The organism is Streptomyces sp. NPDC051677 (assembly GCF_044453465.1).
Taxonomy (GTDB): domain Bacteria; phylum Actinomycetota; class Actinomycetes; order Streptomycetales; family Streptomycetaceae; genus Streptomyces.
Genome location: NZ_JBITCT010000010.1, coordinates 167,323 through 191,973, shown reverse-complemented (window position 1 = coordinate 191,973; position 24,651 = coordinate 167,323). Strand labels below are relative to the sequence as shown.

General features: G+C 70.8%; 25 protein-coding genes. 18 read left to right on the top strand and 7 right to left on the bottom strand.

The annotated features are described in order from the left end of the window. The first annotated feature begins 38 nt into the window (after window positions 1–38). The 6 genes from ACIBAF_RS14640 (at window position 39) to ACIBAF_RS14615 (ending at window position 6,695) form a co-directional block, all read left to right on the top strand. Window positions 39–1,181, top strand: a complete 1,143-nt coding sequence (locus ACIBAF_RS14640) for an acyl-CoA dehydrogenase family protein (protein WP_399463551.1) — start codon at window positions 39–41, stop codon at window positions 1,179–1,181. Between the two features lie 100 nt (window positions 1,182–1,281). Then, the gene (locus tag ACIBAF_RS14635; RefSeq protein ID WP_399463550.1) at window positions 1,282–2,772 is read left to right on the top strand and encodes an aldehyde dehydrogenase family protein; all 1,491 of its coding nucleotides are present in this window, start codon (window positions 1,282–1,284) and stop codon (window positions 2,770–2,772) included. Window positions 2,773–2,796: 24 nt separating this feature from the next. Beyond that, the gene (locus ACIBAF_RS14630; RefSeq protein WP_399463549.1) at window positions 2,797–4,371 is read left to right on the top strand and encodes an AMP-binding protein; all 1,575 of its coding nucleotides are present in this window, start codon (window positions 2,797–2,799) and stop codon (window positions 4,369–4,371) included. Window positions 4,372–4,378: 7 nt separating this feature from the next. Then, window positions 4,379–5,530 (top strand): thiolase family protein, encoded by a 1,152-nt coding sequence (locus ACIBAF_RS14625; RefSeq protein ID WP_399463547.1) that lies wholly within the window; start codon window positions 4,379–4,381, stop codon window positions 5,528–5,530. Then, complete coding sequence (locus ACIBAF_RS14620) at window positions 5,527–5,928, top strand: Zn-ribbon domain-containing OB-fold protein (RefSeq protein WP_399463546.1); 402 nt, start codon at window positions 5,527–5,529, stop codon at window positions 5,926–5,928. The genes ACIBAF_RS14625 and ACIBAF_RS14620 overlap by 4 nt, the downstream gene beginning before the upstream one ends. A 17-nt stretch (window positions 5,929–5,945) precedes the next feature. Further along, window positions 5,946–6,695, top strand: a complete 750-nt coding sequence (locus ACIBAF_RS14615) for a FadR/GntR family transcriptional regulator (RefSeq protein ID WP_399463545.1) — start codon at window positions 5,946–5,948, stop codon at window positions 6,693–6,695. Between the two features lie 4 nt (window positions 6,696–6,699). Here the strand turns inward: ACIBAF_RS14615 and ACIBAF_RS14610 are convergent, their stop codons facing one another. From ACIBAF_RS14610 to ACIBAF_RS14600, 3 genes are read right to left on the bottom strand one after another with little or no spacing between them, the layout of a single operon-like run. After that, on the bottom strand, window positions 6,700–7,722 hold the full coding sequence (locus tag ACIBAF_RS14610; RefSeq protein WP_399463544.1) for an LLM class F420-dependent oxidoreductase: 1,023 nt from the start codon (window positions 7,720–7,722) through the stop codon (window positions 6,700–6,702). Beyond that, window positions 7,719–8,855 carry an acyl-CoA dehydrogenase family protein gene (locus ACIBAF_RS14605; RefSeq protein WP_399463543.1) on the bottom strand — a complete coding sequence of 379 codons (1,137 nt, stop codon included), beginning with the start codon at window positions 8,853–8,855 and terminating at the stop codon, window positions 7,719–7,721. The genes ACIBAF_RS14610 and ACIBAF_RS14605 overlap by 4 nt, the downstream gene beginning before the upstream one ends. Window positions 8,856–8,874: 19 nt before the next feature. Beyond that, a complete protein-coding gene (locus tag ACIBAF_RS14600) occupies window positions 8,875–9,642 on the bottom strand; it encodes an enoyl-CoA hydratase/isomerase family protein (protein ID WP_399463542.1) in 768 nt (255 codons plus the stop codon). 95 nt (window positions 9,643–9,737) lie between these two features. On the opposite strand from ACIBAF_RS14600, the gene ACIBAF_RS14595 reads away from it, so the two are divergent. Further along, window positions 9,738–10,604: a crotonase/enoyl-CoA hydratase family protein gene (locus ACIBAF_RS14595; RefSeq protein WP_399463541.1), complete on the top strand. Its 867-nt coding sequence runs from the start codon at window positions 9,738–9,740 to the stop codon at window positions 10,602–10,604. A 131-nt stretch (window positions 10,605–10,735) separates the two neighbouring features. After that, window positions 10,736–12,136: a family 1 glycosylhydrolase gene (locus ACIBAF_RS14590; protein ID WP_399463540.1), complete on the top strand. Its 1,401-nt coding sequence runs from the start codon at window positions 10,736–10,738 to the stop codon at window positions 12,134–12,136. Here the strand turns inward: ACIBAF_RS14590 and ACIBAF_RS14585 are convergent. Next, window positions 12,115–12,615: a MaoC family dehydratase gene (locus ACIBAF_RS14585; protein ID WP_399463539.1), complete on the bottom strand. Its 501-nt coding sequence runs from the start codon at window positions 12,613–12,615 to the stop codon at window positions 12,115–12,117. The genes ACIBAF_RS14590 and ACIBAF_RS14585 overlap by 22 nt on opposite strands. A 32-nt stretch (window positions 12,616–12,647) precedes the next feature. Next, on the bottom strand, window positions 12,648–13,469 hold the full coding sequence (locus tag ACIBAF_RS14580; RefSeq protein WP_399463538.1) for an enoyl-CoA hydratase/isomerase family protein: 822 nt from the start codon (window positions 13,467–13,469) through the stop codon (window positions 12,648–12,650). Window positions 13,470–13,577: 108 nt separating this feature from the next. On the opposite strand from ACIBAF_RS14580, the gene ACIBAF_RS14575 reads away from it, so the two are divergent. The 4 genes from ACIBAF_RS14575 to ACIBAF_RS14560 are packed head-to-tail and all read left to right on the top strand — an operon-like array spanning window position 13,578 to window position 17,195. Next, the gene (locus ACIBAF_RS14575) at window positions 13,578–14,696 is read left to right on the top strand and encodes an acyl-CoA dehydrogenase family protein (RefSeq protein WP_399463537.1); all 1,119 of its coding nucleotides are present in this window, start codon (window positions 13,578–13,580) and stop codon (window positions 14,694–14,696) included. A 20-nt stretch (window positions 14,697–14,716) separates the two neighbouring features. Next, a complete protein-coding gene (locus ACIBAF_RS14570; protein ID WP_399463536.1) occupies window positions 14,717–15,931 on the top strand; it encodes an acyl-CoA dehydrogenase family protein in 1,215 nt (404 codons plus the stop codon). Beyond that, entirely contained in the window at window positions 15,928–16,440 is a 513-nt protein-coding gene (locus ACIBAF_RS14565) for a nuclear transport factor 2 family protein (protein WP_399463535.1), read from the top strand. Before ACIBAF_RS14570 ends, ACIBAF_RS14565 begins: the two co-directional genes overlap by 4 nt. Continuing rightward, on the top strand, window positions 16,440–17,195 hold the full coding sequence (locus tag ACIBAF_RS14560) for an SDR family NAD(P)-dependent oxidoreductase (protein ID WP_399463534.1): 756 nt from the start codon (window positions 16,440–16,442) through the stop codon (window positions 17,193–17,195). The genes ACIBAF_RS14565 and ACIBAF_RS14560 overlap by 1 nt, the downstream gene beginning before the upstream one ends. 12 nt (window positions 17,196–17,207) lie before the next feature. Here ACIBAF_RS14560 and ACIBAF_RS14555 read toward each other — a convergent pair whose 3' ends face one another. After that, window positions 17,208–18,404, bottom strand: coding sequence for a CaiB/BaiF CoA transferase family protein (locus ACIBAF_RS14555; RefSeq protein ID WP_399463533.1), 1,197 nt, complete (start codon window positions 18,402–18,404; stop codon window positions 17,208–17,210). 146 nt (window positions 18,405–18,550) lie between these two features. On the opposite strand from ACIBAF_RS14555, the gene ACIBAF_RS14550 reads away from it, so the two are divergent. From ACIBAF_RS14550 to ACIBAF_RS14525, 6 genes are read left to right on the top strand one after another with little or no spacing between them, the layout of a single operon-like run. After that, a complete protein-coding gene (locus tag ACIBAF_RS14550) occupies window positions 18,551–19,093 on the top strand; it encodes a PaaI family thioesterase (RefSeq protein WP_399463532.1) in 543 nt (180 codons plus the stop codon). Window positions 19,094–19,098: 5 nt separating this feature from the next. Continuing rightward, on the top strand, window positions 19,099–19,947 hold the full coding sequence (locus tag ACIBAF_RS14545) for an enoyl-CoA hydratase-related protein (protein ID WP_399463531.1): 849 nt from the start codon (window positions 19,099–19,101) through the stop codon (window positions 19,945–19,947). Window positions 19,948–19,965: 18 nt separating this feature from the next. Then, entirely contained in the window at window positions 19,966–20,418 is a 453-nt protein-coding gene (locus ACIBAF_RS14540) for a MaoC family dehydratase N-terminal domain-containing protein (protein ID WP_399463529.1), read from the top strand. Beyond that, window positions 20,415–20,837: a MaoC family dehydratase gene (locus ACIBAF_RS14535; RefSeq protein ID WP_399463528.1), complete on the top strand. Its 423-nt coding sequence runs from the start codon at window positions 20,415–20,417 to the stop codon at window positions 20,835–20,837. Before ACIBAF_RS14540 ends, ACIBAF_RS14535 begins: the two co-directional genes overlap by 4 nt. A 4-nt stretch (window positions 20,838–20,841) precedes the next feature. Next, a complete protein-coding gene (locus tag ACIBAF_RS14530) occupies window positions 20,842–22,305 on the top strand; it encodes a class I adenylate-forming enzyme family protein (protein ID WP_399463527.1) in 1,464 nt (487 codons plus the stop codon). Next, window positions 22,298–23,440, top strand: a complete 1,143-nt coding sequence (locus ACIBAF_RS14525; protein ID WP_399463526.1) for a serine hydrolase domain-containing protein — start codon at window positions 22,298–22,300, stop codon at window positions 23,438–23,440. The genes ACIBAF_RS14530 and ACIBAF_RS14525 overlap by 8 nt, the downstream gene beginning before the upstream one ends. Here the strand turns inward: ACIBAF_RS14525 and ACIBAF_RS14520 are convergent. Beyond that, complete coding sequence (locus tag ACIBAF_RS14520) at window positions 23,430–24,611, bottom strand: amidohydrolase family protein (RefSeq protein ID WP_399463525.1); 1,182 nt, start codon at window positions 24,609–24,611, stop codon at window positions 23,430–23,432. The two genes, ACIBAF_RS14525 and ACIBAF_RS14520, sit on opposite strands and share 11 nt — an antisense overlap. Window positions 24,612–24,651: the final 40 nt, after the last annotated feature.

The following is a 24,651-nucleotide window of genomic DNA, read 5'->3' as shown; positions in this document are numbered from 1 at the left end:
AGATGTAGAGCACGTGAGATGCAGGAGTGGAGTCGAGCATGCGCCGTACGATCTTCACCGAGGAGCACGACCTGTTCCGGGAGACCGCCCGCTCCTACTACCTGCGGGAATGCGTCCCGCACACCGAGGAGTGGGAGCGCGACGGGCAGGTCAGCCGCGCCGCGTGGGCCGCCGCGGGCAACGCCGGACTCATCGGCTGGCAGTTCCCGGAGGAGTACGGCGGGCAGGGCATCCGGGACTTCCGCTACAACGCGATCATGGCGGAGGAGATGGCGGCCACGGGTGCGGTCGGCATCGGGCTCGGCCTGCAGAACGACGTCATCCCGCCCTATCTGATGCACCTCACCACCCAGGAGCAGAAGGCCCGCTGGCTCCCCGGAGTGATCGGCGGCGAGACGATCTGCGCGCTGGCGCTGTCCGAGCCGGCCGCCGGGTCCGACCTCAAGGGCATCCGCACCACCGCCCGCAGGGACGGTGACGAGTGGGTGATCGACGGCTCCAAGACCTTCATCACCAACGGCATCCTGGCCGACCTGGTCATCGTCGCCTGCAAGACCGACCCGGACGCCGGGCACCAGGGCATCAGCCTGATCGTCGTCGAGCGCGGCGCCGAGGGCTTCGAGCGCGGACGCAAGCTCGACAAGGTCGGGATGAAGGCCCAGGACACCGCCGAACTCTTCTTCCGCGAGGTGCGCGTCCCCGCCGAGAACCTGATCGGGCAGGAGGGGCGCGGTTTCTATCACATGATGGGCAACCTCCCCACCGAGCGGCTCGCCATAGCCGTCGCCGCGCTCGCCTCCGCCGAGCGGGCCTTCGGGTGCGCGCTGCAGTACGCCAAGGACCGCACCGCCTTCGGCCGGCCCATCGGCCAGTTCCAGGCGAACCGGTTCGCACTCGCCGACATCAAGGCCAGGCTGGGAGTCGCCCGGGTCTACCTGGACGGCTGCATCATGGCCCTGTTCCAGGGCGAGTTGACGGCCGAGGAGGCCGCCGCGGCCAAGTACTGGACCACGGAGACCGGCTGGGAGGTCATCGACCGCTGCATGCAGCTCTTCGGCGGCTACGGCTACGTCAACGAGTACGAGATCGCCCGCATCTGGCGGGACAGCCGGGTGCAGCGGGTGTTCGGCGGCACCTCGGAGATCATGCAGGAGATCGTCGGACGCTCGCTGGGGCTGTGAGTGACCTCGGCGGGGACGTGCAGAGCATTGATTGGTTCGGCTAAATAGGTTATCTATTTAAGCTGTACGCAAGTCAGAGCGGCGGGCTCCAGGAGGCACCGTGATCACGGTCGACGTGAAGCTGCACCAGGAACGGGCCGAGCGGGACCTGCCGCGCCCCCGGCTCATCATCGGCGGCAAGGATCTCCACGAGACGAGCGGCGGCCTGTACGAGCACATCAACCCCGCCACCGGACTCGTCCAGGCCCGCATTCCGCTCGCGGGACCCACCGAGGTGGACCGGGCCGTCGCTGCCGCCCGGCAGGCCTTCGAGGTGTGGGGCGCCATGCGCCCCGCCGAGCGCCGCCGCCTGCTCACCCGCTTCGCGCAGCTCCTCCGCGACCACATCGAGGACTTCGCGGCGATCTGCCCCCTGGAGAACGGCGTCTGCATCGGCGGCTGGGCGCAGAACGTCGGACCGCACGTCGCCGAGTGGACCGAGTACTACGCCGGCTGGGCCGACAAGATCGAGGGCATGGTCGGCGCCGCCTACAGCCCGCACGAGAACGTCGAGTACACCCTCGCCGAGCCGTACGGCGTGATCGGCCACATCATCACCTGGAACTCGCCCGCGCTGTCCCTGGCGATGAAGGTCCCGCCCTCGCTCGCCGCCGGGAACACCGTGGTCGTCAAACCGGCCGAGTCCACCCCGTACTCCGCCCTGCTCTTCGCCGACCTGGCCCGCGAGGCGGGCATTCCCGACGGCGTGGTCAACGTCGTCACCGGACTCGGCGACGCGGGCGAGGCACTGGTGGCGCACCCCGGTGTCGACAAGATCTCCTTCACCGGCGGTCCCGCCACAGCGCGCCGCATCATGGCGACCGCCGCCCGGAGCCTCAAGCCAGTGCTGTTCGAGCTGGGCGGCAAGTCCGCCAACCTGCTCTTCGCCGACACCGACCTGGACACCGTCGCGCCGTACTGCGCGGCCTTCGCCATGAGCAACACCGGCCAGGGCTGTGCGCTGCCCACCCGCCTGCTGGTCGAGCGCCCGATCTACGACGAGGTCGTCGCGCGCGTCACCGGAGTCGTCGCCCACCTGCCCGTGGGCGACCCGCTCGACCCGACGACCTACATCGGGCCCCTGATCAACGAAGTCGCCCGCGACCGCGTCCAGGACGTGATCGACAAGGCGGTCGAGGGCGGCGCGGGACGCCTCGTGTTCGGCGGTGAACGCATCGAATCCGACGGCTACTTCATCTCCCCGACCGTCTTCGCCGACGTCGACAACCGCAGCGACCTCGCCCAGCGGGAGATCTTCGGCCCGGTCCTCGCCCTCACCCCGTTCGACACGGAGGACGAGGCCGTCGCCCTCGCCAACGACACCGAGTACGGCCTGTCCGCCTACATCCAGTCCCGCGACATCGCCCGCGTCAACCGCCTGGTGCCACGCCTGAAGGCCGGGACGGTCTACGTCAATCCCGGCCCGAACCCGATCACTTCACCTGCCACGCCCTTCGGGGGCGTCGGCATCAGCGGGTTCGGACGGGAAGGCGGCAGAGCCGGACTGGAGGAGTTCATCCACGTCAAGGGCGTCGGCGTCGGCCGCGTCTGACGAGATCCCACAGGAGCCATCACCGTGAATCCCGCCCGCCGCCTGACGTTCGGCGACGTCATCCGAGAACACCGCAGGTCCTACCCCGCCGGTGTCGCCCTCGTCGACGGCGACACCCGGCTGACCTGGCCGCAGCTCGACGAGCGCACCAACCGACTCGCCCACGCCCTCACCGACGCGGGCGTCGGTCCCGGTGACCGGATCCTGTGGCTGGGCCAGAACTCCTTCCGGATCTGGGAGTTGCTGGGCGCCGCAGCGAAGGTCGGCGCCATGGTCTGCCCGGGCTACTGGCGCTGGGCGGCACCCGAAATGGCCTTCGCCGTCGAGGACTTCGCCCCCAAGGCCGTCGTCTGGCAGGACGAGGAGATCGGCGACACCGTCAGCAAGGCCCGGGCCGAACTGGGCGCCGATCACCGGGCGTTGTGGCTGCGACACGACAGCGAGGGATCCGACTCGTACGAGTCCTTCCTGGCCTCCGGCTCGCCCGAGGACCCGGCCGTCGACGTCGACCCCGACTCCGCACTGCTGGTCATCTACACCGCGGCGATCTCCGGACGGCAGTCCGGCTCGATGCTCTCGCACCGCAACCTCCTCTCCATGGGCGCGAGTTCCGCCTGGATGGGGGACATCGGCACGGAGACCGCCTTCCTCGGCGCCGGACCGATGTTCCACATCGGCAACTACCAGTTCTGGGGCGTCCCGGCCTTCGTCCACGGCGGCAAGAACGTGATCGTGCGCCGCGTGGTCGCCGAGGAACTGCTCCCGCTCCTGGCGACCGAGCAGTGCACCCACGCCTATCTGATGCCGCCGACCATCGCGCAACTCGTCACGCTGAACCGAGAGGCCGGGCACGACCTCTCACACCTGCGGGCGAGCGTCGCCGCCCCCCTGTGGCAGGGCACCGTGCCCACCGACACCAGCCGCTTCACCCGCAACGGCGGCGGAGAGGGCCGTGGCTACGGCCAGACCGAGGTCACCGGCTTCGCCGTGACGGGCGCCTACGGGGACACGGGCGCCGGCAACGCGGGACGCCCCGGCCCCTTCACCGGCGTACGCATCCTCGACACGAACGGCGAGGAGTGCGCGGTCGGGGTGGCCGGCGAGATCTGCGTCCGCGGCGACCTCGTCCACCTCGGCTACTGGAACCGGCCGGAGACCAACGAGGAGCGCTTCCGCTTCGGCTGGTGGCACACCACCGACCTCGGCCGGCGTGAGTCCGACGGCACGATCAGCTTCCTCGGCACGACCACCCGCATGCTCAAGTCGGCCGCCGAGAACATCTTCCCGGCCGAGGTCGAGAACTGCGTCGAATCGCACCCAGGGGTCAAGGAGGCCGCCGTGATCGGCGTGCCCAACGAGCGCTGGGCCCAGGACGTCAAGGCCGTCGTCGTGCTGCACCAGGACGCCGAGCCGGTCACGGCGGCGGACGTCATCGAGCACTGCCGGGCGCGGATCGCCTCGTACAAGAAGCCCAAGACAGTGGAGTTCATCGAGGCGCTGCCGCGCACGAAGGACTACGCGAAGGACTACGAGGCGCTCGACGAACGCTTCGGCGGCGGCGGTTATCCCGGCGGCGACACGCTCGGCGCGGGACGGTGAGGCCGTGATGGACGGCCGACAGCCCGTCGTCGTGGGTGTGCACGCCACCGAGCAGGCCCTGAGTCTCCCGCACCGCGACGCCATGGATCTCGCCCTCGAAGCCGTGCGCGGCGCGATCGAGGACGCCGGGCTGACCCCGGCGGACGTCGACGGCGCCCAGGTCGACTGGCCCGGCCCCGGCGGCGTCCCCGGCGAGGGCAGCTCCTGGGCCCGCATGCTCGGCCGGGACCTGCGCTGGACCAGCGACTCGATGCTCGACAACGCCGGCTCGCGGGGCCTGCTGAAGGCGGCGGCCGCGCTTCGTGCCGGGTTCGCCGACACCGTCGTGGTCGGCGGCTGCAAGCTGGTCTCGCGGGGGACGGGCCCCGTCGGGGCTGGTGTGCCGCTGGAGTTCGCCGATGTGTGGGGCAGCTATGTCGTCGCCCAGTTCGCGCTGGTGGCCGCACGGCACATGCACGAGTACGGCACGACCTCCCGCCAGCTCGCGGAGGTCGCCGCCACCATCCGCAACAACGGCGCCACCAACCCGGAGGCGATGATGTACGGGCGCGGCCCCTACACCGCAGAGGACGTGCTCGCCTCCCGCGTGGTGGCCACCCCCTTCCATCTGCTGGACTGCTGCATCGTCGGAGAGGGCGGCGCGGCACTCGTGGTGACCACCGCCGAGCGGGCCAGGGACCTGCCACACCCGCCCGTCGCCGTACTCGGCGGCGGCATGGAGTACCACCAGGCCGCGTACGCCAACCCGGCGCTGCACCGCGAGGTCGGCGGGCTCGGCCGGGACGCCGCAACCCGCGCCTACACGATGGCCGGAGTGAGCCCGCACGACGTGGACGTGTTCTCGCTCTACGACCCCAACTCCTTCGAAGTCATCCGGCAGTTGGAGATCCTCGGACTGTGCGGGGAGGGGGAGGGCGGACCGCTGGCCGCGAGCGGAGCCATCGCCGTCGGCGGCAAGCATCCCGTCAACCCGGACGGCGGCTGCCTGTCGTACGCGTGGAACGGAACCCAGCAGATGACGCTCAAAGTCGTCGAGGCCGTACGGCAGTTGCGCGGCACGGCCGTGCACCAGGTCGAGAGCGCCGAGCTGGCGGTCGTCGGCAACGCCGGCTCGGGAGCGCAGCACTACGAGATGAGCGTGCTGGGGAGGCTGAGATGAGCCGGCCCGTGCCCGTCCCCACCGAACTGTCCAGGCCGTTCTGGGACGCCGCCCGGCGCGGTGACCTGGTCGTCCCGCACTGCCCGACCTGCGGACTGCGCTTCTTCGTCCCCGAGCCCGCCTGCCCCGGCTGCATGTCGCGGGACTGGCGGTACGTGCCCAGTGCGGGCCGGGGCGCCGTCTACTCGGTGACCGTCGTGCATCGCGCACCCGGCCCCGGCTTCGACACGCCCTACGCGCTGGCAGTCGTCGACCTCGACGACGGGGGGACCCTGCTGTCGCACGTGGACGTGGGCGACCCCGACGACGTCGTCATCGGTCTGCGCGTCCGCGTGGACTTCCGCGCCCTCACCGACGAGATCGCGCTGCCGTACTTCGTACCCGAGAACACTCACTGAGGGCGGAGGTGGGCGCCGTGGCGAACACGCCGGTACGCGTCCCCAAGATGGCGGAGCTGGTGGCGGCACGACTGCGCCGGATGATCGTGCGCGGCGAACTCGCCGAGGGCGACGCGCTGCCGTCCGAGACGGCGCTCATGGAGGAGTTCGCCGTGTCCCGGCCGACGCTGCGCGAGGCCTTCCGGGTGCTGGAGTCGGAGTCGCTGATCAACGTGCGCCGGGGCGCCCGGGGCGGAGCGCGGGTACAGGTCCCGGAGGGCACGGTGGCCGCCCGTTATGCCGGCGTGGTGCTCGAATACCGGGGCACGACCCTCAAGGACGTGTACGACGCCCGAACGGTGATCGAGGCGCCGTGCGCCGGTCTGCTGGCCGAGCGGCGCACGGACGAGGACCTTGAGCGGCTCCGGGCTGCCGTCGCCGAGGCCGAGGGGCTCATGGACGACCCGTCGGCCTTCATCCGCGCCCATATGGAGTTCCACGCGCTCGTCGTCGAACTGGCGGGCAACGAGACGCTCGGCGTCCTCAACGGCATGGTCCGGCACATCATCGACCAGGCCAACTGGTCCCACGTCGACCTCGACGCCGGCAGTCCCGAGAACATCCGGGCCAACCGCCGGGGCTTCCGCGCCCACGGCGCGCTCGTCGACCTGGTGGCCGCGCGCCACGCCGAGGCAGCCCAGGAGCTGTGGCGCGTCCATCTCCAGGAGGCGGAGGACTATCTGCTGCAGAGCAGGTCCATGACCACCGTCCTGGACCTGCTCGGCTGACCGGTCAGCTCTCGCGCAGTTCCCGCACGATCGGCTCCCACACCTCTGCGTCGATCTCGTACGCGGTGTAGAAGGACACCCGGTCGACCAGCGCCGCGTACCGGCGCCGGATCTCGTCCGCCACCCGCTCGGGCTCCGCCACCACCGCGAAGGTGTTCAGCACCTCGTCGTCGACGAGCCGGCTCATCGCGTCCCACTTGTCCTCGCGCCGGGACGTCGACAACTCGTGCAGCTCGTCGCCGAGTTCACCCCAGCCGTGCAGCTCCAGCACACCTCGGTAGGCGGGCGTGCTGCCGTAGAAGGCGATCTGCCGCCGGGTGCCGTCCACGGCGCGGGTCATCTCCTCCTCGGTCCGGCCGGTCGCGGTCAGCAGCAGGTGCGAGACGGAGAATTCGGCGCGGGTGCGTCCCGATGTCGCCAGCCCGGCCTCGACGGTCGGCAGGGTGACCTCGCGCAGATACCGCTCCGTGGTGAAGCCGTGCGCGAGCAGCCCGTCCGCCACCTCGCCCGCGACCCGCGTCATCGCCTCCCCGACGGCGGCCACGAAGACCTTGGGCGCCCCGCCGGTCGCGGGCGGGGGAGAGAAGAAGGGGGACATCAGCGTGTGCGAGTAGAAGTCGCCGCGGAAGTTGAGCCGTTCGCCCTCGTTCCAGGCGGCCCAGATGGCACGCAGCGCGCTCACGTACTCCCGCATGCGGGCGGCGGGCCGGCTCCACGGCATGGCGAACCGCCGCTCGATGTGCGGCTTGATCTGGCTGCCGAGGCCGAGCGAGAACCGCCCGCCGGAATACGTCTGCAGGTCGTGCGCCGTGTACGCGAGTTGCATGGGGGAGCGGGCGAAGGCCACGGCGATGGCCGTACCGACCTCCAGCCGGTCGGTGTGCTCGGCGGCCAGCAGCAGCGGCAGGAAGGGGTCGTGCTTGGACTCCGAGGCCCACAGGCCGTCGTAGCCGGTCTTCTCGTGATGCCGGGCCTCCTCCACGACCTCCGCGGTGCTCCACACGTTGAGCTTGCCGTCGACCTTCATGCCGCTCCTCCGACCGTTTCCATGCCGATGCGCTGTGCGAGCAGTTCGCGATGGTACGCGGGGTCGCCGAACAGCAGCTGCGATGTCTTGGCCCGCTTCAGATACAGGTGGGCCGGGTGCTCCCAGGTGAAGCCGATGCCGCCGTGGACCTGGATGTTCTGCTCCGTCGCCTGCAGACAGGCGTCGGAGCAGAACGCCTTGGCCAGGCTCGCCACCGCGGGCAGGTTCGGGGCCTCGTTCTCGGCGTCGAGCAGGGCGTAGTGCGCGGCGGCTCGCGCCGACTCCACTTCGAGGAGGACGTCGGCCAAGAGGTGCTTGACGGCTTGGAAGGAGCCGATGGGCCGCCCGAACTGGTGCCGGACCTTGGCGTATTCCACCGCCGTGTCGAGCGCGCGGGAGGCGACCCCGACCTGCTCGGCGGCCAGCGCGACGGCAGCCCGGTCGAGCACCTGTGCGACCAGATCCCAGCCGTCGCCGTGCGTCCGCAACCGGGTCGCCGGTACGTCGTGGTAGTCGAGGCGCGCCTGCCGGCGGGTCGGGTCCATCGTGGGCAGCGGCTCGCGGGCAAGCCCGGGTGCGTCGCCGTCCACCTGGAAGACGCCGATCCCGTCGTCGGTGCGGGCCACGGTCAGGACGACATCGGCGGCCGCGCCGTCGAGGACGAACATCTTGTGTCCGCTGAGCAGCCAACTCCCGGCGGACTCACGGGCGGTGAGCTGCACTCCCGGCGCGTCCCAGCGGGCGGAGTCCTCGGTCAGGGCCAGCGTCGCGACCAGCTCGCCGGAGACCAGGCCCGGGAGCAGCCGTTTACGGGCCTCCTCGTCGGCACAGCGCAGCAGCGTGGTCGTCGCCAGTACGGCCGAGGACAGGAAGGGTGCGCACAGCAGCGCGCGGCCCGTCTCCTCCATGACGACGCCCACTTCGACCGGGCCGCACCCGGCACCGCCGTACTCCTCCGGCACGGCGAGCCCCTGAAGCCCCAGCTCCGTGCCCATACGACGCCACAGCGCCCGGTCGAAGCCCTCCGGGGTCTCCATCAGGCGCCGCACCTCCGTCTCGGGCGAGGTGGCCGCCAAAAACGCCCGTACGGTGCGCCCCAGTTCCGCCTGCTCCTCGCTGAACGCGAAGTCCATCCGAGTGCTCCTCTCCTGCTCAGCGGCGGCCGCGTGACGCCATGATCCGCTCGACGGCGGCGATGTGATCCGGTGCGTGCATGGAGTCCCGCTCGGCGAGCAGGGCCGGTTCCATCACGGAGTCGAGGGCCTGCTCCAGGTGCCGGTTGACCGCGCTCTTGGTCTCACGCAGTGCCTGCACGGGCAGGGCCGCCAGCCGTCCGGCCAGGTCCATGGCCTCGTCCATGAGCTTGTCCTTGGGCACGGTGCGGTTGGCGATGCCGAGCCGGACCGCGTCCTCGGCGCTCACCCGGGTCCCCAGGAACAGCAGCTCCTTCGCCCGGGTCAGGCCCACGAGCAGGGGCAGGACGTACGCGCCGCCGTCGCCCGCGACGAGTCCGACCTGGACGTGCGGGTCGGCGACATAGGCGTCGTCGGCGATCAGCACGAGGTCGCTCAGCAGGGCCAGGCTGCAACCGAGGCCCACGGCCGGGCCGTTGACCGCGGCGATCACGGGGAGGGGGCAGCGGACCAGGCCCGTGACGATCCTGCGGGCCTCGTCGACCTGCTGCTCGCGGAAGGCGCTGTCGCGCTGGACCCGGGTCATGATGTCGAAGTTGCCGCCGGCGCTGAACGCCCGGCCGCGCCCGGTGAGGACGATCACCCGGGCCTCCGGATCCGCGGCGACCTCGTCCCACACCGACGCGAGGCCGGTGTGCAGCTCCTCGCTCATCGCGTTGAGCTGCTCCGGCCGGTTCAACTCGACCAACCGGACCGGCCCGACCGCCGTCACCACCAGATCCGTCATCTCCACCGCCATCGTTCAGGGGTTCGTCATTGAGTTGAATGCTATAACTAATTAAGCTTTCTGGGAACCGGCTCGTGGAGTGACGGAGGACGCGCATGGCACAGCAGGAGTACGAGACGGTGCGGGCCGAGACGGCGGACCGGATCCTCACCGTCACCCTCGACCGGCCGGAGAGGCTGAACGCCTTCAACCCGCAGATGATGCGGGACCTCCTCGACGTCCTGGACGCGGCCGACGCCGACGACGGGGTACGGGTGATCGTGGTGACCGGCGCCGGACGCGGCTTCTGCGCGGGCGCCGACGTCAGCTCCGGCGGCTCGTCCTTCGATCACCGCAGGGCGGGCGCCTGGCATCGGGACACCGGCGGCCGGGTCGCCCTGCGGATCTTCTCCAGCACCAAGCCGGTCATCGCGGCGGTCAACGGCCCGGCGGCGGGCGTCGGGGCCAGCATGACCCTGCCCATGGACATCCGGCTCGCGTCGACGAAGGCGAAGTTCGGCTTCGTCTTCGCGCGCCGCGGCATCGTGCCGGAGTCGGCGGCGAGCTGGTTCCTGCCGCGGGCGGTCGGTATGCAGCGGGCCATGGAGTGGGTCGCGACCGGCCGCGTCTTCGGTCCGGACGAGGCGCTGGCGGCCGGTCTGGTCCGCTCCGTCCACCCGCCGGAGAAGCTGCTGCCCGCGGCGTACGAACTCGCGCGGGAGATCGCCGAGAACACCTCGGAGATCTCGGTGGCCCTCGCCCGCCAGATGATGTGGCGGATGCTCGGCGAGCCCCACCCGATGACCGCGCACCGGCTCGACTCACGCGTCATGAGCCAGATCGGCGGCGGACCGGATCCCGTCGAGGGAATCGAGTCGTTCCTCGCCAAGCGGCCACCCCGGTTCCCCGGGCGGGTCAGCAAGGACATGCCGCCCGTCTATCCCTGGTGGCAGGAGGAGGAGTTCCGGCCCTTCGGGGAGTAGGCGGCCGGCCGGGGCTTCACGGCGCGAAGAGATCTGGCCGAAACATTGTCGTGGTTTGCATGAAGTGTTAGCGTCCGGTCGGCGGACATTCAGTTGAATGCGCTAAACCATTGACCGCCTGGACGGTAACCATGAGCGATGGTTTCCTGCATGAATCCCTGCGCGGTGTCGACTGGGGGGTCGCCACCGCGGACACCATCGCGGCCGTGCCGCCACCCCCGCCGGAGCGCGGCGGACACTTCCGGCAGTGGACCGACGACATCCGGCGCCTGTTCGGCGTCACCGCGGACACGCACCGCATGGTCGCCGGATGGCCGGAGCTCCAGCCCGACGGCCCCGGCAGCTGGGACCGGGCTGCGCTGGACCGGTGCGAGCGCGCGCTCGACGCCCTGCTCGAACAGGGGACGCGGCCGGCTGTCACCCTGTTCGACCGCACGCTGCCGCCGTGGCTCGACGCCGCGGACGGCTGGCTCGCCCGCGACACCGCCGAGCACTTCGCCGCGTACGCCGCCGAACTGGGCCGCCGTTTCGGCGACCGGGTGGAATGCTGGATCACCTCCACCGACCTCGCAGGTCCCACGCTCGCGGACCATGTGGCCGGAATGTACTCACCGGGCCGGGGTGCCGGCTGCGCCGGGCTGCCCGCGGTCCACCACATCCTGCTCGCCAACGGGCTCGCCACCCAGGCCCTCAGGGCCGCCGGCGTCACGGGCCGGATCGGGACGACGGTCACCCTCGTCGGCGGCTACGCGGCCACCGACGATCCCTACGACCGGCTCGCCCTGGAGCGCCTGGAGAGCTGGACCAACCGCATCTTCCTCGATCCCCTGCTGCTCGGCGAGCACATGGTGACCGAGGACGACCTCGCCCCCGTGGCGGCCACCGGCTGTGTACGCCCCGGCGACCTGGAGGTCATCGCCACCGCGCAGGACCTGCTCGGTCTGTCCTGGCACACCCCGTTCCGTGTCACCGCACCGGAGAACCTGCCCCGCGTCCTGCCGACCGCGAAGTGCCGGAGCGCCCTGAACGAGGTCAACCGCCTGCTCGTGGGCCTCGGCTTCGCGATCGTCCCCTTCGACGAGGTGGAGACGACCGCCTACGGCTGGCCCATCATCCCCGAGGGACTCGCCGACGCCGTCGCCGGTCTCTGCGACCTGTACGGGGACCTGCTGCCACCGCTGTCGATCGTCGACAACGGCATGGGCGACCTGGACCTGGTCGACGACACGGGACACCGCGACGACACCCGGCGCCGGGCCCTGCTCCGCGCCCGGCTCTCCTGGCTGGCGAGGCTCATCGCCGCCGGAGTGGACGTGTGCGGCTACGAGTACTGGTCGGTCCTCGACAACCTGGAGGCCAAGTTCCGCTACACCCGTCTGTACGCGATGGCCATCCCGGACCACGAGCTCGCGCCGCGGCCCACGATGCCGTCCGACTGGGTGCACGCGGGAGCGTTCGCCGCCGCTCCCGCCGCCGGTCCGGGTACCGGACTGACCCTCGTACCCCGGCCTCAGGGCGCCGGAGCCTCGTAGTCCCGGCCGCGGATCAGCCGCACCGGGCAGTAGACCAGGACGTCCTCGTCCCGCTGGTTGCGCACGGTGATCCGGCTGGTCACCACGCCCCGCCCGGGTTTGCTGGAGGGGCGGCAGCCCGTGGTCTCCACGACCGCGTACAGCGTGTCACCGACGTACACCGGTCCCAGCACGTCCAGCTCCATGTGCAGGAAGGCGAGTCCGGTGCCGTGCAGGACGTTCGTCTGCAGGACGAGCCCTTCGGCGAGGCAGTACGTCAGACCGCCCGGGACCAGCCGGCCCGTGTACCCACCCTCCGCCGCGTGTGTGGCGTCCCAGAACAGCGGCTCGGTGAAGCCGCCCCAGGTGACGAAGTTGACCAGGTCGGTCTCGGTGACGGTCCGGCGGGCGGTACGGAAGACCTGCCCGACGGGCATCTCCTCGTACGTCAACCCCCTGACCAGAGGGGGGACTTCGGTCGTCGTGTGCTGCGTGGTCATGGTGCGGTCCTCTCCGTACGGGCCATGGGGGTTCACAGGTCGAGCGGGTGCTTGCCGGCCACGCCCTCGAAGTCCGGGGCGCGCTTGTCACGGTGGGCGGCCAGGCCCTCGACGACCTCGTGTCCCGCGAACCCGAGGAACTCCAGGCCGAGCGAGGCCTCGAAGATCGGCTGGGCGGTGCGGTACCAGTGGTTGAGGGACCGCTTGGTCCAGCTGAGGGCGCTGGCGGGACCGGCGGCCAGGACGGTCGCCACGCGCAGCGCCTCCGTGTGGACCTCCTCGTCGGCCACGCACTTCGAGACCAGCCCGATCCGCTCGGCCTCCTCGCCGGTGAGCGCCTCGCAGGTCAGCAGGTAGTACTTGGCCTTGGCCATGCCGCACAGCAACGGCCAGCAGATCGCCGCGTGATCACCCGCCGCGACTCCGAGGCGCGTGTGCCCGTCGACGATCTTCGCGGTGCGGGCGGCGATCGAGATGTCCGCCAGCATGCCGATGACCAGCCCCGCACCGACCGCCGGCCCATGGATCGCGGAGACCACCGGCTTCGAGCAGTTGATCACCCCGTAGACCATGTCTCGAGCCTCGCGCATCACCCGGGCTCGCACCGCGTAGTCCTCGGTCATGGCCTCGATGGAGTCGAAGGTTCCGCCCGCCGAGAACGCCCGGCCCGCCCCCTGGACCAGGACCGCCCGGGTCTGTTCGTCCCGGTCGATCACCGGCCAGATGTCGGCCAGTTCACCGTGCATCCGCGGATCGACCGCGTTGAGGTTGGGGGCGTCGAGCAGGACGCGCAGCACGCCGGGCGCGGGACGCTCGAAGGTCAGGCTCGTGAACGGGGCGTAGAGATCGGTCACGTCGCGCTCCTGGTGCATTCAGTGTGGATACTATAATTATCTAACTGTATCGAGCGGAGAGCGGCAAGCGATCGGCAGACGCGTCGCACCGAGGACGGGAAGCTCGGCATGGATCTCACCTTCAGCCAGGAACAGGACGAACTGCGCAAGGTCGTACGGTCGTTCCTGGCCAAGCACTCCGACGAGGCGGCCGTGCGCCGCCTGGCCGCCGATCCGCGGGGTCACGACCTCGTCGTCTGGCGGCGGATGGCCGGCGAACTGGGCCTGCAAGGACTCGCCGTACCGGAGGAGTACGGCGGCTCGGGCTTCGGCTACGTCGACCTCGGCATCGTCTTCGAGGAGGCGGGCCGCGCGCTGCTGTGCGGGCCGTACTTCGCCTCCGTCGCCCTGGCCGCCGAGGCCCTCCTGCGCTGTGACGACGAGCAGGCCCGGCACGACCTCCTGCCGGGCATCGCGTCCGGCGAGACGATCGCCACGCTGGCGCTCACCGAGGACGGCGGCCGCTGGGACGAGCCCGGCATCCGGCTCACCGCGCACCCCACCGCCGACGGGTGGCGGCTGACCGGCGCGAAGACCTACGTCCCCGACGGACACCTCGCCGACCTGCTCCTGGTCGCCGCCCGCACCCCCGACGGCATCAGCCTCTTCGCGGTCGGCGCCGACGCACCGGGCCTCACCCGCAGGCAGCTCCCGACCCTCGACCAGACCCGCAAACAGGCTCGGCTGGCCTTCGGCGACACCCCCGCCCGGCTGCTCGGCACGGAGGGCGCTGCGTGGCCCGGCCTCGCACACACCCTCGCCACGGCCGCGGTCCTACTGGCCGCCGAACAGGTCGGGGGAGCGGCCGCGGCTCTCGACGCCGCCGTGGACTACGCGAGGATCCGGGTGCAGTACGGGCGTCCCATCGGCTCCTTCCAGGGGATCAAGCACAAGTGCGCCGACATGCTGGTGGAGATCGAGTCCGCCCGCTCGGCCGCGTACGCCGGACTGTGGGCGCTGGATGCCGGGGACGACACGGAGATCGCCGTCGCGGCGGCCCTGGCGCAGGCCTTCTGCTCGGAGGCGTTCACCAGGGTCGCCGGCGACAACATCCAGGTCCACGGCGGGATCGGCTTCACCTGGGAGCACCCGGCGCACCTGTACTTCAAGCGGGCCAAGAGCTCCGAGGTGCTGCTCGGCACACCGTCGTACCACCGGGAGCTGCTGGCCACCCGGCTCGGCATCTGAACCTGAGAAGGGAAGTCGGCATGGAGCTGGACTTCGGACCCGCCGTACGCGACTTCCGCGACGAGCTGCGGGACTGGCTGGCGGACCATCTCGTCGGCGAGTTCGCGGCACACCGCGGCGTCGGCGGCCCCACCGACGGCGCGGCCTGGGAGATTCGCCTGGCCTGGGACCGTGAACTCTCGACGGGCCGTTGGCTGGGCGTGGGCTGGCCGCGGGAGTACGGGGGCAGGGGGCTCGGACTCCTTGAGGAGATCGTCTTCGAGTACGAGTACGCCCGCGCCGACGCCCCCTACCGGGCCACCGGCAACGCCCTCGACCTGCTCGGCCCGATGCTCCTGAAGATGGGCGGCGAGGAACAGAGGAAACGCTTCCTGCCGCCGATCCTCGCCGTCGAGGAACTGTGGGGCCAGGGCTTCAGCGAGCCCGGCGCCGGCTCCGACCTGGCCTCGGTCCGCACCCGGGCCGAGCGCGAGGATGGGGGCACCTCCCGCTCGAGCGGAGCCGAGAGTGGGGGAGAGTGGGTGGTGAACGGACAGAAGGTGTGGACGTCCTTCGGCATCCACGCAGACTGGCTCTACGTCCTCGCCCGCACCGAACCGGACTCCGTCCGGCACAAGGGCCTCACCATGCTGCTGGTGCCCACGGACCAGGCGGGCGTGGAGATCCGCCCCATCCGCAACCTCGCCGGTCAGGACGAGTTCGCCGAGGTGTTCCTCTCCGACGCGCGCACCGCCGCGGACATGGTCGTCGGCGAGGTCGGTCAGGGCTGGCGCACCGCGATGGCCACGCTCGGCATCGAACGCGGCACCACGCTCCTGCCCCAGCAACTCACCTTCGAACGGGAGGCCGAGGCGCTGATCGGCCTGGCCCGGGGACGGGGAGCGCTCGACGATCCGATGCTGCGCCGCCGCATCATCGACGCCTGGATCTCCGTACGCATCATGCGCACCACCAACCTCCGCACCCTCGCCGAACTGACCGCGGGCCGCACCCCGGGCGCCCAGGCCACCACGGCCAAGCTGTACGCCTCGACACGTCACCAGCAACTCGGCCACCTCGCCCAGGAGTTGGCCGGTCCGGCCGGCCAGATCGTCGGTGAGGACTACGGCCTGGACACGCGGCAGCGCTCCTTCCTGCTCTCCCTGGCGGAGACGATCTACGGCGGATCCAGCGAGATCCAGCGCAACATCATCGGCGAGCAGGTTCTCGGTCTGCCGAAGGAGCCCCGGCCATGACGTCGCCGGAGGAACGCCTCGACCGCATCGAGTCGCACCTGGCCATCCAGCAGCTGCCCGTCCGCTACGCACTCGCCGTGGACGCCCGCGACCTCGACGCCTGGGCCGGCTGTTTCCGGCCCGACGTGGACATGGGCCGCGGCGGTCGCGGTCGGGACGCGCTGCTGGCGTACATCGACCCCCTCGTCCGGGGCTTTCACCGTTCGGTCCATCAGATCTGCGGCCACCGGATCGAGTTCGCCGGCCGCGACACGGCCATTGGCTCGGTCTACTGCCGAGCCGAGCACGAGGTGGGGGAGCGGTGGATCGTGATGGCCATCCGCTACCTCGACGAGTACGCGCGCGTGGACGGCGCGTGGTACTTCTCCCGGCGCCGCGAACAGCACTGGTACGCGGCCGACGTGACCGAGCGTCCCCAACAGGTCGGTTTCGAGGGCTGGGAGGGCGCCGGACAACCGGCGCTGCCGGACGCCTTCCCCTCCTGGGGACCCTTCTGGAAGGAGACCTGATGCAGCGGCTGGTGGGGAAGACGGCCCTGGTCACCGGCGGCGGGCAGGGCGTGGGCCGCGGAATCGCCCTCGCGCTTGCGGCCGAAGGGGCGGCGGTGGTGATCACGGGCCGAACCGAGAGCAAGCTCAAGGACACCGCGCACGTGATCGCCGAGCGCGGCGAACGGGTGCACACCGTCGTCGGGGACGTGGGCGAACGGGCCGACGTCGACCGCATGGTGGCCGAGACGGTACGGGAGTTCGGCGGCCTCGACGTGCTCGTCAACAACGCGCAGAGCTCCGTGCAGCGCCGCCTGGAGCAGACGTCGTACGAGGATGTGGAACTCACCTGTCGCAGCGGCCCGTTGGCGACTTTTCACGCGATGCAGGCAGCCCTGCCCCATCTGAAGGCAGGTCGCGGCAGCGTCGTCAACCTCGGGTCGTCGGCCGCGGTGCAGGGTGAGGCGGGTTTCGCGGCCTACGCGATGGCCAAGGAGGCCATCCGGGGGCTGACGCGCGTCGCCGCGCGGGAGTGGGGCGCGTACGGGATCCGGGTGAACGTCGTCTGCCCGGCCGCACTGAGCCCGGCGGCGGAGGCGTACTTCGCCGCTCATCCGGAGCGGGCCGACAGTGTGATCGCCGGCATTCCGCTGGGCAGGATGGGTGACCCGGAGACGGACATCGGGCGGGCGGTGGCCGCGCTGGTCAGCGACGACATGGCCTATCTGACCGGTGCGACGCTGATGCTGGAGGGCGGCCGGACCCTGATCGGATAGGGGTTGGGGGCGTCATACGATGCCCCGCGCCCGCAGTTGTCTCACCTGATCCTCCGTCAACCCCGCCAATTCGGCGAGTACTTCATCGGTGTGCTCGCCCAGTGCGGGCGGTGGTGTGTACCCCTGGACCGGCGTCGCCGTGAACCGGATCGGATTGGCGAGCAACGGCAGCCGCCCCGACACCGGGTCCTCGACCTCGACCAGCATCCCCCGATGCCGTATCTGCGGGTCGGTGAAGACCTCGGGCATCTCGTTGAACGGGCCTGCCGGGACGTCGTGTTCGTCGAGAACCGTCAGCCATTCGTCCCGGGTCCGGGTGCGCAGGATCGCTGCCAGCACCGGCAGGATCTCCTCGCGGTGGGCGATCCGGGCCGAGGTCGTGGCGAACCGGGGGTCGTGGCGGAGGTCGGTGCGGTCGGCGGCCGCGCAGAAGGCGGCGAACTGCTTGTCGTTGCCCGCGACGAGGAAGAGCGGCTTGTCCTTGCACATGAAGGCCTGGGAGGGGATCCCGCCGTATCCGCCGTTGCCGCGCCGCGCCGGCACCTCACCGGAGACCAGGTAGTTCATCGCGAAGTGCGACAACGAGGCCAGGCCGCAGTCCAGCAGGGACAGGTCGATGAACTGGCCCTCGCCGGTGGCGTCCCGGTGCCGCAGGGCCGCCAGCACGGCCGTCGAGGCGTACAGGCCGGTGAGGATGTCGACCATGCTGACCCCGACCTTCATCGGCTCCTCGGGGTGCCCGGAGACGCTCATCATCCCGGACATGGCCTGGAAGATGCCGTCGTAGCCGGGCCGTTCGGCGTACGGCCCGGTCTGGCCGAAGCCGGTCACCGAGAGGTAGACGAGCCGCGGGTTGAGCTCCCGCAGGCTCTCGTGGTCCAGGCCGTACTTCGCGAGCGTCCCCGTCCGGAAGTTCTCGACGAGCACGTCCGACCGGGCGGCGAGTGCGCGGATCAACTCCTGCCCCTCGGCGGTGGCGTGGTTGACGGTGACCGATCGCTTGTTGCGGTTGCAGGAGAGGTAGAAGGCGGCGGTGTCCGTGCCGCGTGCGAACGGCGGCCCGTACGTCCGTGAGTCGTCGCCCGCCCCGGGCCGCTCGACCTTGATCACCTCGGCGCCCAGGTCGGCCAGCAGTTGGGTGGCCAGCGGCGCGGCGAGGATGCGGGACAGGTCGAGGACACGGATCCCGGCCAGTGCGGTCGACGGCATCGAGGTCTCCCTCTGTTCACAGGCGGCGAATGAGTTATATAAATAATACATCTGGAGCCGGGATCACGCTCCGCTTGATTGCTCCAACTATCCAATTCATGTAACTATATGGATCGGCCGACAGGCCGAGACCGGAGGGCGTGCTGATGACCGTCGCGGCGAGGACCCTCACCGAACACGAGCAGCGCGAACGACGGGCATGGTTCCGGGCCCGCTGGGAGCGCGGGGTCGCCTTCAACCGCCACTGCCGCATCCGGGTGACCCGCTGGGACCCGGAAGCCGTGGAGATCGTGCTGCCCTACGCCGAGTCCCTCTCCGCCCACGAGGACGTCTTCCACGGCGGGGTGATCTCGGCGCTCATCGACACCGCCGGCTCCGGAGCCGTGATCGCCGGGCACGACTTCACCAAGGGGAGCCGGCTCAGCACCGTGTCCATGTCGGTGCAGTACCTGGCGCCCGCCCGCGGCCGGGAGGCCGTCGCGTACGCCCGCTGCGTACGGCGGGGCCGCAGGCTGCACTTCGCCGACGTCGACGTGATGACCGACGGACGCATCTGCGCCCGGGGGCAGGTGGTGGTGACCATCTCCGGGGAGCGGCCCGGCGTCGGCGACCCGATCGATCCCGCCGACGGCATCGACACGCTGACGACCGACCCCATCGACCCGATCGACCCTCTGACGCAGGAGTGACCGCGATGACCGAGGAGCCCGCCCAGGACGACCTGGTGCTGTACGAGGTCGACGAGGACGGCGTCGCCACCGTCACCCTCAACCGGCCCGAGCGCAAGAACGCCTGGAGCATCCCCATGGAGCGCCGCTTCTTCGCGCTCCTCGACGAGGCCGCGCAGGACCCGGCCGTCCGTGTCGTGATCGTCACGGGCGCGGGCAAGGCCTTCTGCCCGGGGATGGACGTACAGCGTCTGGAACGGAACGCCCAGCCGGGCCAGTCCCTCAGCCTCCAGGCCCGCGTCCCCATGTACAGCAGGCGGAACCTGCCGAAGCCGCTGATCGCCGCCGTCAACGGCGCCTGCGCGGGCATCGGCCTGGTCCAGGCGCTGATCTGCGACGTCCGCTTCGCCGCCCGCGGGGCCCGCTTCACCACCGCCTTCACCCGGCGCGGCCTGGCCGGCGAGTACAACCTTGCGTACGTCCTGCCCCGCGTCATCGGCCTGGAGAACGCGCTCGACCTGCTGTTGTCGGGCCGGGTCTTCGACGCCGACGAGGCGAAGGACCTCGGCCTCGTCAGCCGCGTCGTCGAACCCGAGGACCTGCTGGACGCCGCCCGCGCCTACGCCCGGGACGTCGCCCGCAACTGTTCCCCGCGCGCCATGGCCGTCGTACGGCATCAGGTGTACGGCGACCTGGACCGCACCTTCACCGACGCCCTCGCCCGCTCCTACTCCGCCATGGAGTTCTTCGCGGGCTCGCCCGACTTCCGTGAGGGCGTGGCGAGCTTCGTGGAGAAGCGGGAGCCGAAGTTCGAGGGCCTGCCGCCGGACTTCGACCCGGACGAGGCCACCCGCGACGCGTTCCTGCCGTACTGACCGAGGAGGTTCTTGACGATGACAGGGCAGCCGTTCCCCGTCGAGGCCGGGCACATCATGATGTTCGCCCGCGCCATCGGCGACGAACACCCCGCTTATCAGGGCGAGACGGCCCTCGCGCCGCCGACCTTCACCATGGCAAGCGCCCACTACGACCCCGACTACCACCTGCGCCCCAAGCCGGACGAGGAGTGGTTCGGGTCCGGTGGCGGCCCCGGGGTGATGGCCGAGGGCGGCGGCGGGCTGCACGCCGAGCAGCACTTCGAGTACCACCGCCCGGTGCGCGCCGGCGAAACGCTCTACGCGCACACCGTTCCCGGACGCAGCTGGGAGAAGCAGGGCCGCAGCGGCCGTCTGCTGTTCGGCGAGCGCCTCACCGAGTACCGGGACGCCGACGGCGAACTCATCGTCGTCGCCCGCACCGTGGCCGTCGTCCCGGAGGGCCCCGCGACCCCGAAGGACGCCCGATGAGCCTGAGCACGGACGACATCAAGGTCGGTGAGAGCCGCGCGCGCGTCCTCGTCGACGACCTCAAGCGCACCCGGATCGTGCAGTACGCGGGCGCCTCCGGCGACTTCAACCCGTTGCACACCGACGGGCGGTTCGCCGTCGAGGCCGCAGGATACCCCGGCGTCTTCGCCCACGGAATGCTCACGATGGGCATGTCCGGCCGGGTCCTGACCGACTGGGTCGGTCCCGAGTCGCTGCTGCGTTACGGCGTGCGCTTCAAGGCACAGGTCTGGCCCGGCGACACCCTGACCGCCACGGCCACCGTCGAGTCGATCGAGGACACTCCGGACGGCCCGGTCGCCCACTTCTCGCTGTGCACCGTCAACCAGGACGGCATCGAGGTGGTCACCGGTACCGCGGCGGCCCTCCTGGAGCCCTGAACCGGTGCCCGCAGCACAGGAGTCGGGGCAGGCGGTCACCTGGACCGCCATGGTGAGTCGCGGCTACGACCACTCCCGCCCCGCCGTCCGGTTCGGCGACCTGATCTGGACCGGACGAGAACTCCTCGACCGTGCGGCCGGCGCGGCCGACTGGCTGGACACGCTCGGTCTGGAACCCGGCGTCCCGGTCCCGGCCCTGGTCGCCACCTCCGCCGACGCCCTCGCGCTGGTGATCGGCGGCGCCGGTTCCGGCCACCCGCTCGCACCGCTCGGCGTCCGCATGACCACGTACGAGATCGCCGCCGTGGTCAACGAAATGTCAGCCCAAGTCCTGCTGGCACAGGCTGAGTTCACGGACCTCGCCGGACAGGTCGCCGATCTCTCCGGCCGACGGGTCGCCATCGTGCCCGAACTTCCCCTCTCCGCACGGGCATTGACAGCTTCCCCCGACGAACTCGCCGCCGTCCTGCACACCTCCGGCACGACCGGGCTGCCCAAGCCCGTTCCCATGACCCAGCGACGCCTGGCCGCCCGCGCCCGCGTCAACGGAAGCCTCTGCGGGCTCGACCCCGACAGCTTCTACGGCGGCAGCGCCCCCTTCCACCACATCGCGGGCCTCGGCAACATCGCCGTCGCCCTCGCCGCCGGCGCGCTGATCACCGGCCTGCCCCGCTTCACCGTCGAGGGCTGGACCCTGCTGCGGGACCTCGGCACCACGCACACCAGCATGGTCCCGGCGATGCTGGAGACCCTGCTGGCCGCGGGTGAGGCACGGCACGAGACCCTGCGGACCCTGCAGTACGGGGGCGCGCCCGTCCGGCCCGGCACCCTGCGACGGACGTACGAGGCGATGCCGGGCGTCCGCATGCTCAACATGTTCGGCCAGACCGAGGGGTCGCCGATCAGCGTGCTCACCCCCGAGGACCACCGGGAAGCGGTCGCGGGACGCACGGAGTTGCTGCGGTCGGTGGGACGGGCCGCCCCCGGGGTCGAGGTCAGGGTCGCCGACGCCGGGCCGGACGGTATCGGCGAGATCCACGCCCGCGCGGACCACTTCTTCCGGATCGACACCGAGGGCTGGCTGCACAGCGGCGACCTGGGCCGGATCGCGCAGGACGGCTACCTCTACCTCGTCGGCCGGAGCACGGACATGATCATCCGGGGCGGCGAGAACGTCCACCCGCTGGAGGTCGAGACGGTCCTGACCACGCACCCCGGCGTGGCGGACGCGGCCGTGCTCGGTGTGCCCGACGAGAGGCTCGGACAGACCGTCGTCGCCTTTGTCGTACCGGCCGACCTGGACGCCCCGCCGCCGTCGGCGGAGCTCAGGAGCCACACTCGCGCCCGGCTGTCCGGGTTCAAGGTCCCCGTCCGCTGGTGGTTCGTGAACGACCTGCCGCGCAACGCCAACGGCAAGGTCGTTCGTCGCCGCCTGCGGGAGCCGCACGAAGGAGGAACACGTGCCTGACTCTGTCGACCCGCTCCGCCTCGACGCCCTGCTGACCCGGATCCGCCGGGAGGTCGAGCACGGCCCCCTGCCGTCCGCGCAGGTCGCCGTCGCCCGAGGCGGGCGGCTGGTGGCCTTCGAGACCTACGGCGACGCACACCCCGGTACCCGGTACGTCCTCCAGTCCGTCGGACGGTCGATCGTCGCGGGCGTGGTGTGGAAGCTGATCGGCGAGGGGTTGCTCGAAGTGGGCGAGCGAATCGCCGCGATCATCCCGGAGTTCGCGCCGAACGGAAAGGAGGCGGTGACGGTCGAGCAGGTGCTCACACACACCGCCGGTTTCCCCTTCGCCCCGCTCGGTCATCCCAAGATGCTCGACCGTGAGCAGCGGCTCGCCGCCTTCGGGCGCTGGCGGCTCGACTACCCGCCGGGCAGCCGCTTCCAGTTCCACCTCACCTCGGCGGCCTGGCTCATCGCCGAGATCGTCGAGCGGCGCACGGGCCTGGCCTTCGCCGACTACCTGCGCGAACGGATCGCCCGCCCGCTCGGCCTGTCCTCGCTCGAGCTCGGCGTGCCCGTCGACCAGCAGCCCGGCACCGTCGCCCCGATGCTCCCCACCGACCGCACCGACGACGACCAGGAACCCGACCCCTGGGGCCCCTGGTACCTGTCCGACCCGAAGGTCCTGGCGGCCGGAGAGCCCAGCCATGCCCTGGTCGCCACCGCCGCCGACGTCGCGCGCTACTTCCAGGCGCTGGTCCACTCCGGCCTGTGGAAGCCGGAGGCGGTGGCGGAGGGCACCCGGATCCGGCTCACCGGCCACCCGTACGGGGAGCAGATCTACGGAGGCGGCGGCAGTCGGCGTACCAGCATGGGGCTGTTCGTGACCGTGGCCGGCCCCGACGCGGGCAGCAGCCTGCCGTCGACCGGCTCACCCGCGTTGTTCGGCAGTGCCGGAGCGGCGTACCAGCTGGGTTTCATGGACCCGGAGTCGGGCCTGTCCTTCGCCTGTCTGAGCAACGGCTACCCGCTCGCCGGCTACGACCGGACCCCGCACGGCACCGCACTGCTCACCGACATCGCGAACCTGGCGGCGGGCCTGGTCGGTCGGACCGGGCCCGCCGCCAGGCGGGATCGTACGACGCTCAGCGGCTGATCAGCTGCTGAGCGTTGTTGAACATGATGTCGTCCTGGGCCGACTCGTCGAGCTCCGCGATGAGCTTGCGGAAGTCGGCCGGTTCGGCCAGGCCCTCCGCGTGCGGGAAGTCGGAGCCCATGACGATGGACTCGTGGTAGCCGAGCCGCCTGACGACGTCCACGATGTCGTCCTCCGGGTAGGGCACCACGCGGATGTGCTTGCGGAAGACCTGGCTGGGTCGCTCGTCCAACTGCCCACCGATCCAGGGGCCGTTGCGGCCCATGCCCCGGCTCTTGTCCATGTGGCGCACGAAGTGCGGCGCCCACTCGGAACCGAACTCGGAGACCAGCACGTTGATGTCGGGAAAACGCCCGAAGAGGTTGTCGAAGATCAGTGCGGACAGCGTCTCCTCGATGGGGCGCCGGCCGTAGGTGTTCTGCCACTGCCAGGCCGACATCCGGAAGTGGATCGGGTGGGGGTCGAAGCCCCAGGAGGGCGCCACCTGCGAGTTGTAGTAGAACTCGCTGATGTGGTAACAGACGCTCGCCTTGGCCTCGTTGACCAGTTTCCAGAACGGGTCGAAGTACGGGTCGCCGGGCGAGCGGCCGTACACCGGCCCGGTGGGCAGCAGGATGAAGCGGGCGCCCTGCTCCAGGACGTACTCCAACTCCTTGACCGCGCTGGGCAGATCGCGCAGGGACAGCAGGGCGGGGGCGTAGATGCGGCCCTGGTGGTTGAAGCCCCATACCTCGTTCATGTACCGGTTGAACGAGTGGTAGTTGGCGTAGAGCGGCTCGACGCCCTTCACGTACTCCTCCGCGACCAGAGCCCAGCCGCCCGGATACATGATGCTCTGGTCCAGGCCCTGCTCGTCCATGACCCGCAGCCGGGCCTCGCGGTTCTGGTACGACTCGTGCATCGGCTCGAACTGGTACGTCTCCTCCGGATTGCCCGAGGCCATGGCCTTGAGCATCTCCTTCAGTGAGCCGGGACGGTAGACCTGCCCGAACTCGGGTTCAAGGCATACGACGACGCGGTCCCCGGCGAGTATCACCTCCCGCCCGTCCGGCAGCGTCACCGGTGCGACCGCCGCGCCGAGGAACTCCTTCGGGAGGTAGCGGGTGAAGGAGTCCCGCTCCTCGTACATGTGCTGGTCGCAGTCGAAGATTCGCTTGCGCTGTTCGGCCATGGCCGTCGCCTCCGGACCCCAGGAGCTATTCAGTACGCCT

What these genes read in the sequence shown, in the direction of transcription:
- ACIBAF_RS14640 (WP_399463551.1), top strand. Translation starts at nt 39, where the DNA reads ATGCGCCGTACGATCTTCACCGAGGAGCACGACCTGTTCCGGGAGACC.
- ACIBAF_RS14625 (WP_399463547.1), top strand. Translation starts at nt 4,379, where the DNA reads ATGGACGGCCGACAGCCCGTCGTCGTGGGTGTGCACGCCACCGAGCAG.
- ACIBAF_RS14620 (WP_399463546.1), top strand. Translation starts at nt 5,527, where the DNA reads ATGAGCCGGCCCGTGCCCGTCCCCACCGAACTGTCCAGGCCGTTCTGG.
- ACIBAF_RS14610 (WP_399463544.1), bottom strand. Translation starts at nt 7,722, where the DNA reads ATGAAGGTCGACGGCAAGCTCAACGTGTGGAGCACCGCGGAGGTCGTG.
- ACIBAF_RS14605 (WP_399463543.1), bottom strand. Translation starts at nt 8,855, where the DNA reads ATGGACTTCGCGTTCAGCGAGGAGCAGGCGGAACTGGGGCGCACCGTA.
- ACIBAF_RS14600 (WP_399463542.1), bottom strand. Translation starts at nt 9,642, where the DNA reads ATGACGGATCTGGTGGTGACGGCGGTCGGGCCGGTCCGGTTGGTCGAG.
- ACIBAF_RS14595 (WP_399463541.1), top strand. Translation starts at nt 9,738, where the DNA reads ATGGCACAGCAGGAGTACGAGACGGTGCGGGCCGAGACGGCGGACCGG.
- ACIBAF_RS14590 (WP_399463540.1), top strand. Translation starts at nt 10,736, where the DNA reads ATGAGCGATGGTTTCCTGCATGAATCCCTGCGCGGTGTCGACTGGGGG.
- ACIBAF_RS14585 (WP_399463539.1), bottom strand. Translation starts at nt 12,615, where the DNA reads ATGACCACGCAGCACACGACGACCGAAGTCCCCCCTCTGGTCAGGGGG.
- ACIBAF_RS14575 (WP_399463537.1), top strand. Translation starts at nt 13,578, where the DNA reads ATGGATCTCACCTTCAGCCAGGAACAGGACGAACTGCGCAAGGTCGTA.
- ACIBAF_RS14570 (WP_399463536.1), top strand. Translation starts at nt 14,717, where the DNA reads ATGGAGCTGGACTTCGGACCCGCCGTACGCGACTTCCGCGACGAGCTG.
- ACIBAF_RS14565 (WP_399463535.1), top strand. Translation starts at nt 15,928, where the DNA reads ATGACGTCGCCGGAGGAACGCCTCGACCGCATCGAGTCGCACCTGGCC.
- ACIBAF_RS14560 (WP_399463534.1), top strand. Translation starts at nt 16,440, where the DNA reads ATGCAGCGGCTGGTGGGGAAGACGGCCCTGGTCACCGGCGGCGGGCAG.
- ACIBAF_RS14555 (WP_399463533.1), bottom strand. Translation starts at nt 18,404, where the DNA reads ATGCCGTCGACCGCACTGGCCGGGATCCGTGTCCTCGACCTGTCCCGC.
- ACIBAF_RS14550 (WP_399463532.1), top strand. Translation starts at nt 18,551, where the DNA reads ATGACCGTCGCGGCGAGGACCCTCACCGAACACGAGCAGCGCGAACGA.
- ACIBAF_RS14545 (WP_399463531.1), top strand. Translation starts at nt 19,099, where the DNA reads ATGACCGAGGAGCCCGCCCAGGACGACCTGGTGCTGTACGAGGTCGAC.
- ACIBAF_RS14540 (WP_399463529.1), top strand. Translation starts at nt 19,966, where the DNA reads ATGACAGGGCAGCCGTTCCCCGTCGAGGCCGGGCACATCATGATGTTC.
- ACIBAF_RS14535 (WP_399463528.1), top strand. Translation starts at nt 20,415, where the DNA reads ATGAGCCTGAGCACGGACGACATCAAGGTCGGTGAGAGCCGCGCGCGC.
- ACIBAF_RS14520 (WP_399463525.1), bottom strand. Translation starts at nt 24,611, where the DNA reads ATGGCCGAACAGCGCAAGCGAATCTTCGACTGCGACCAGCACATGTAC.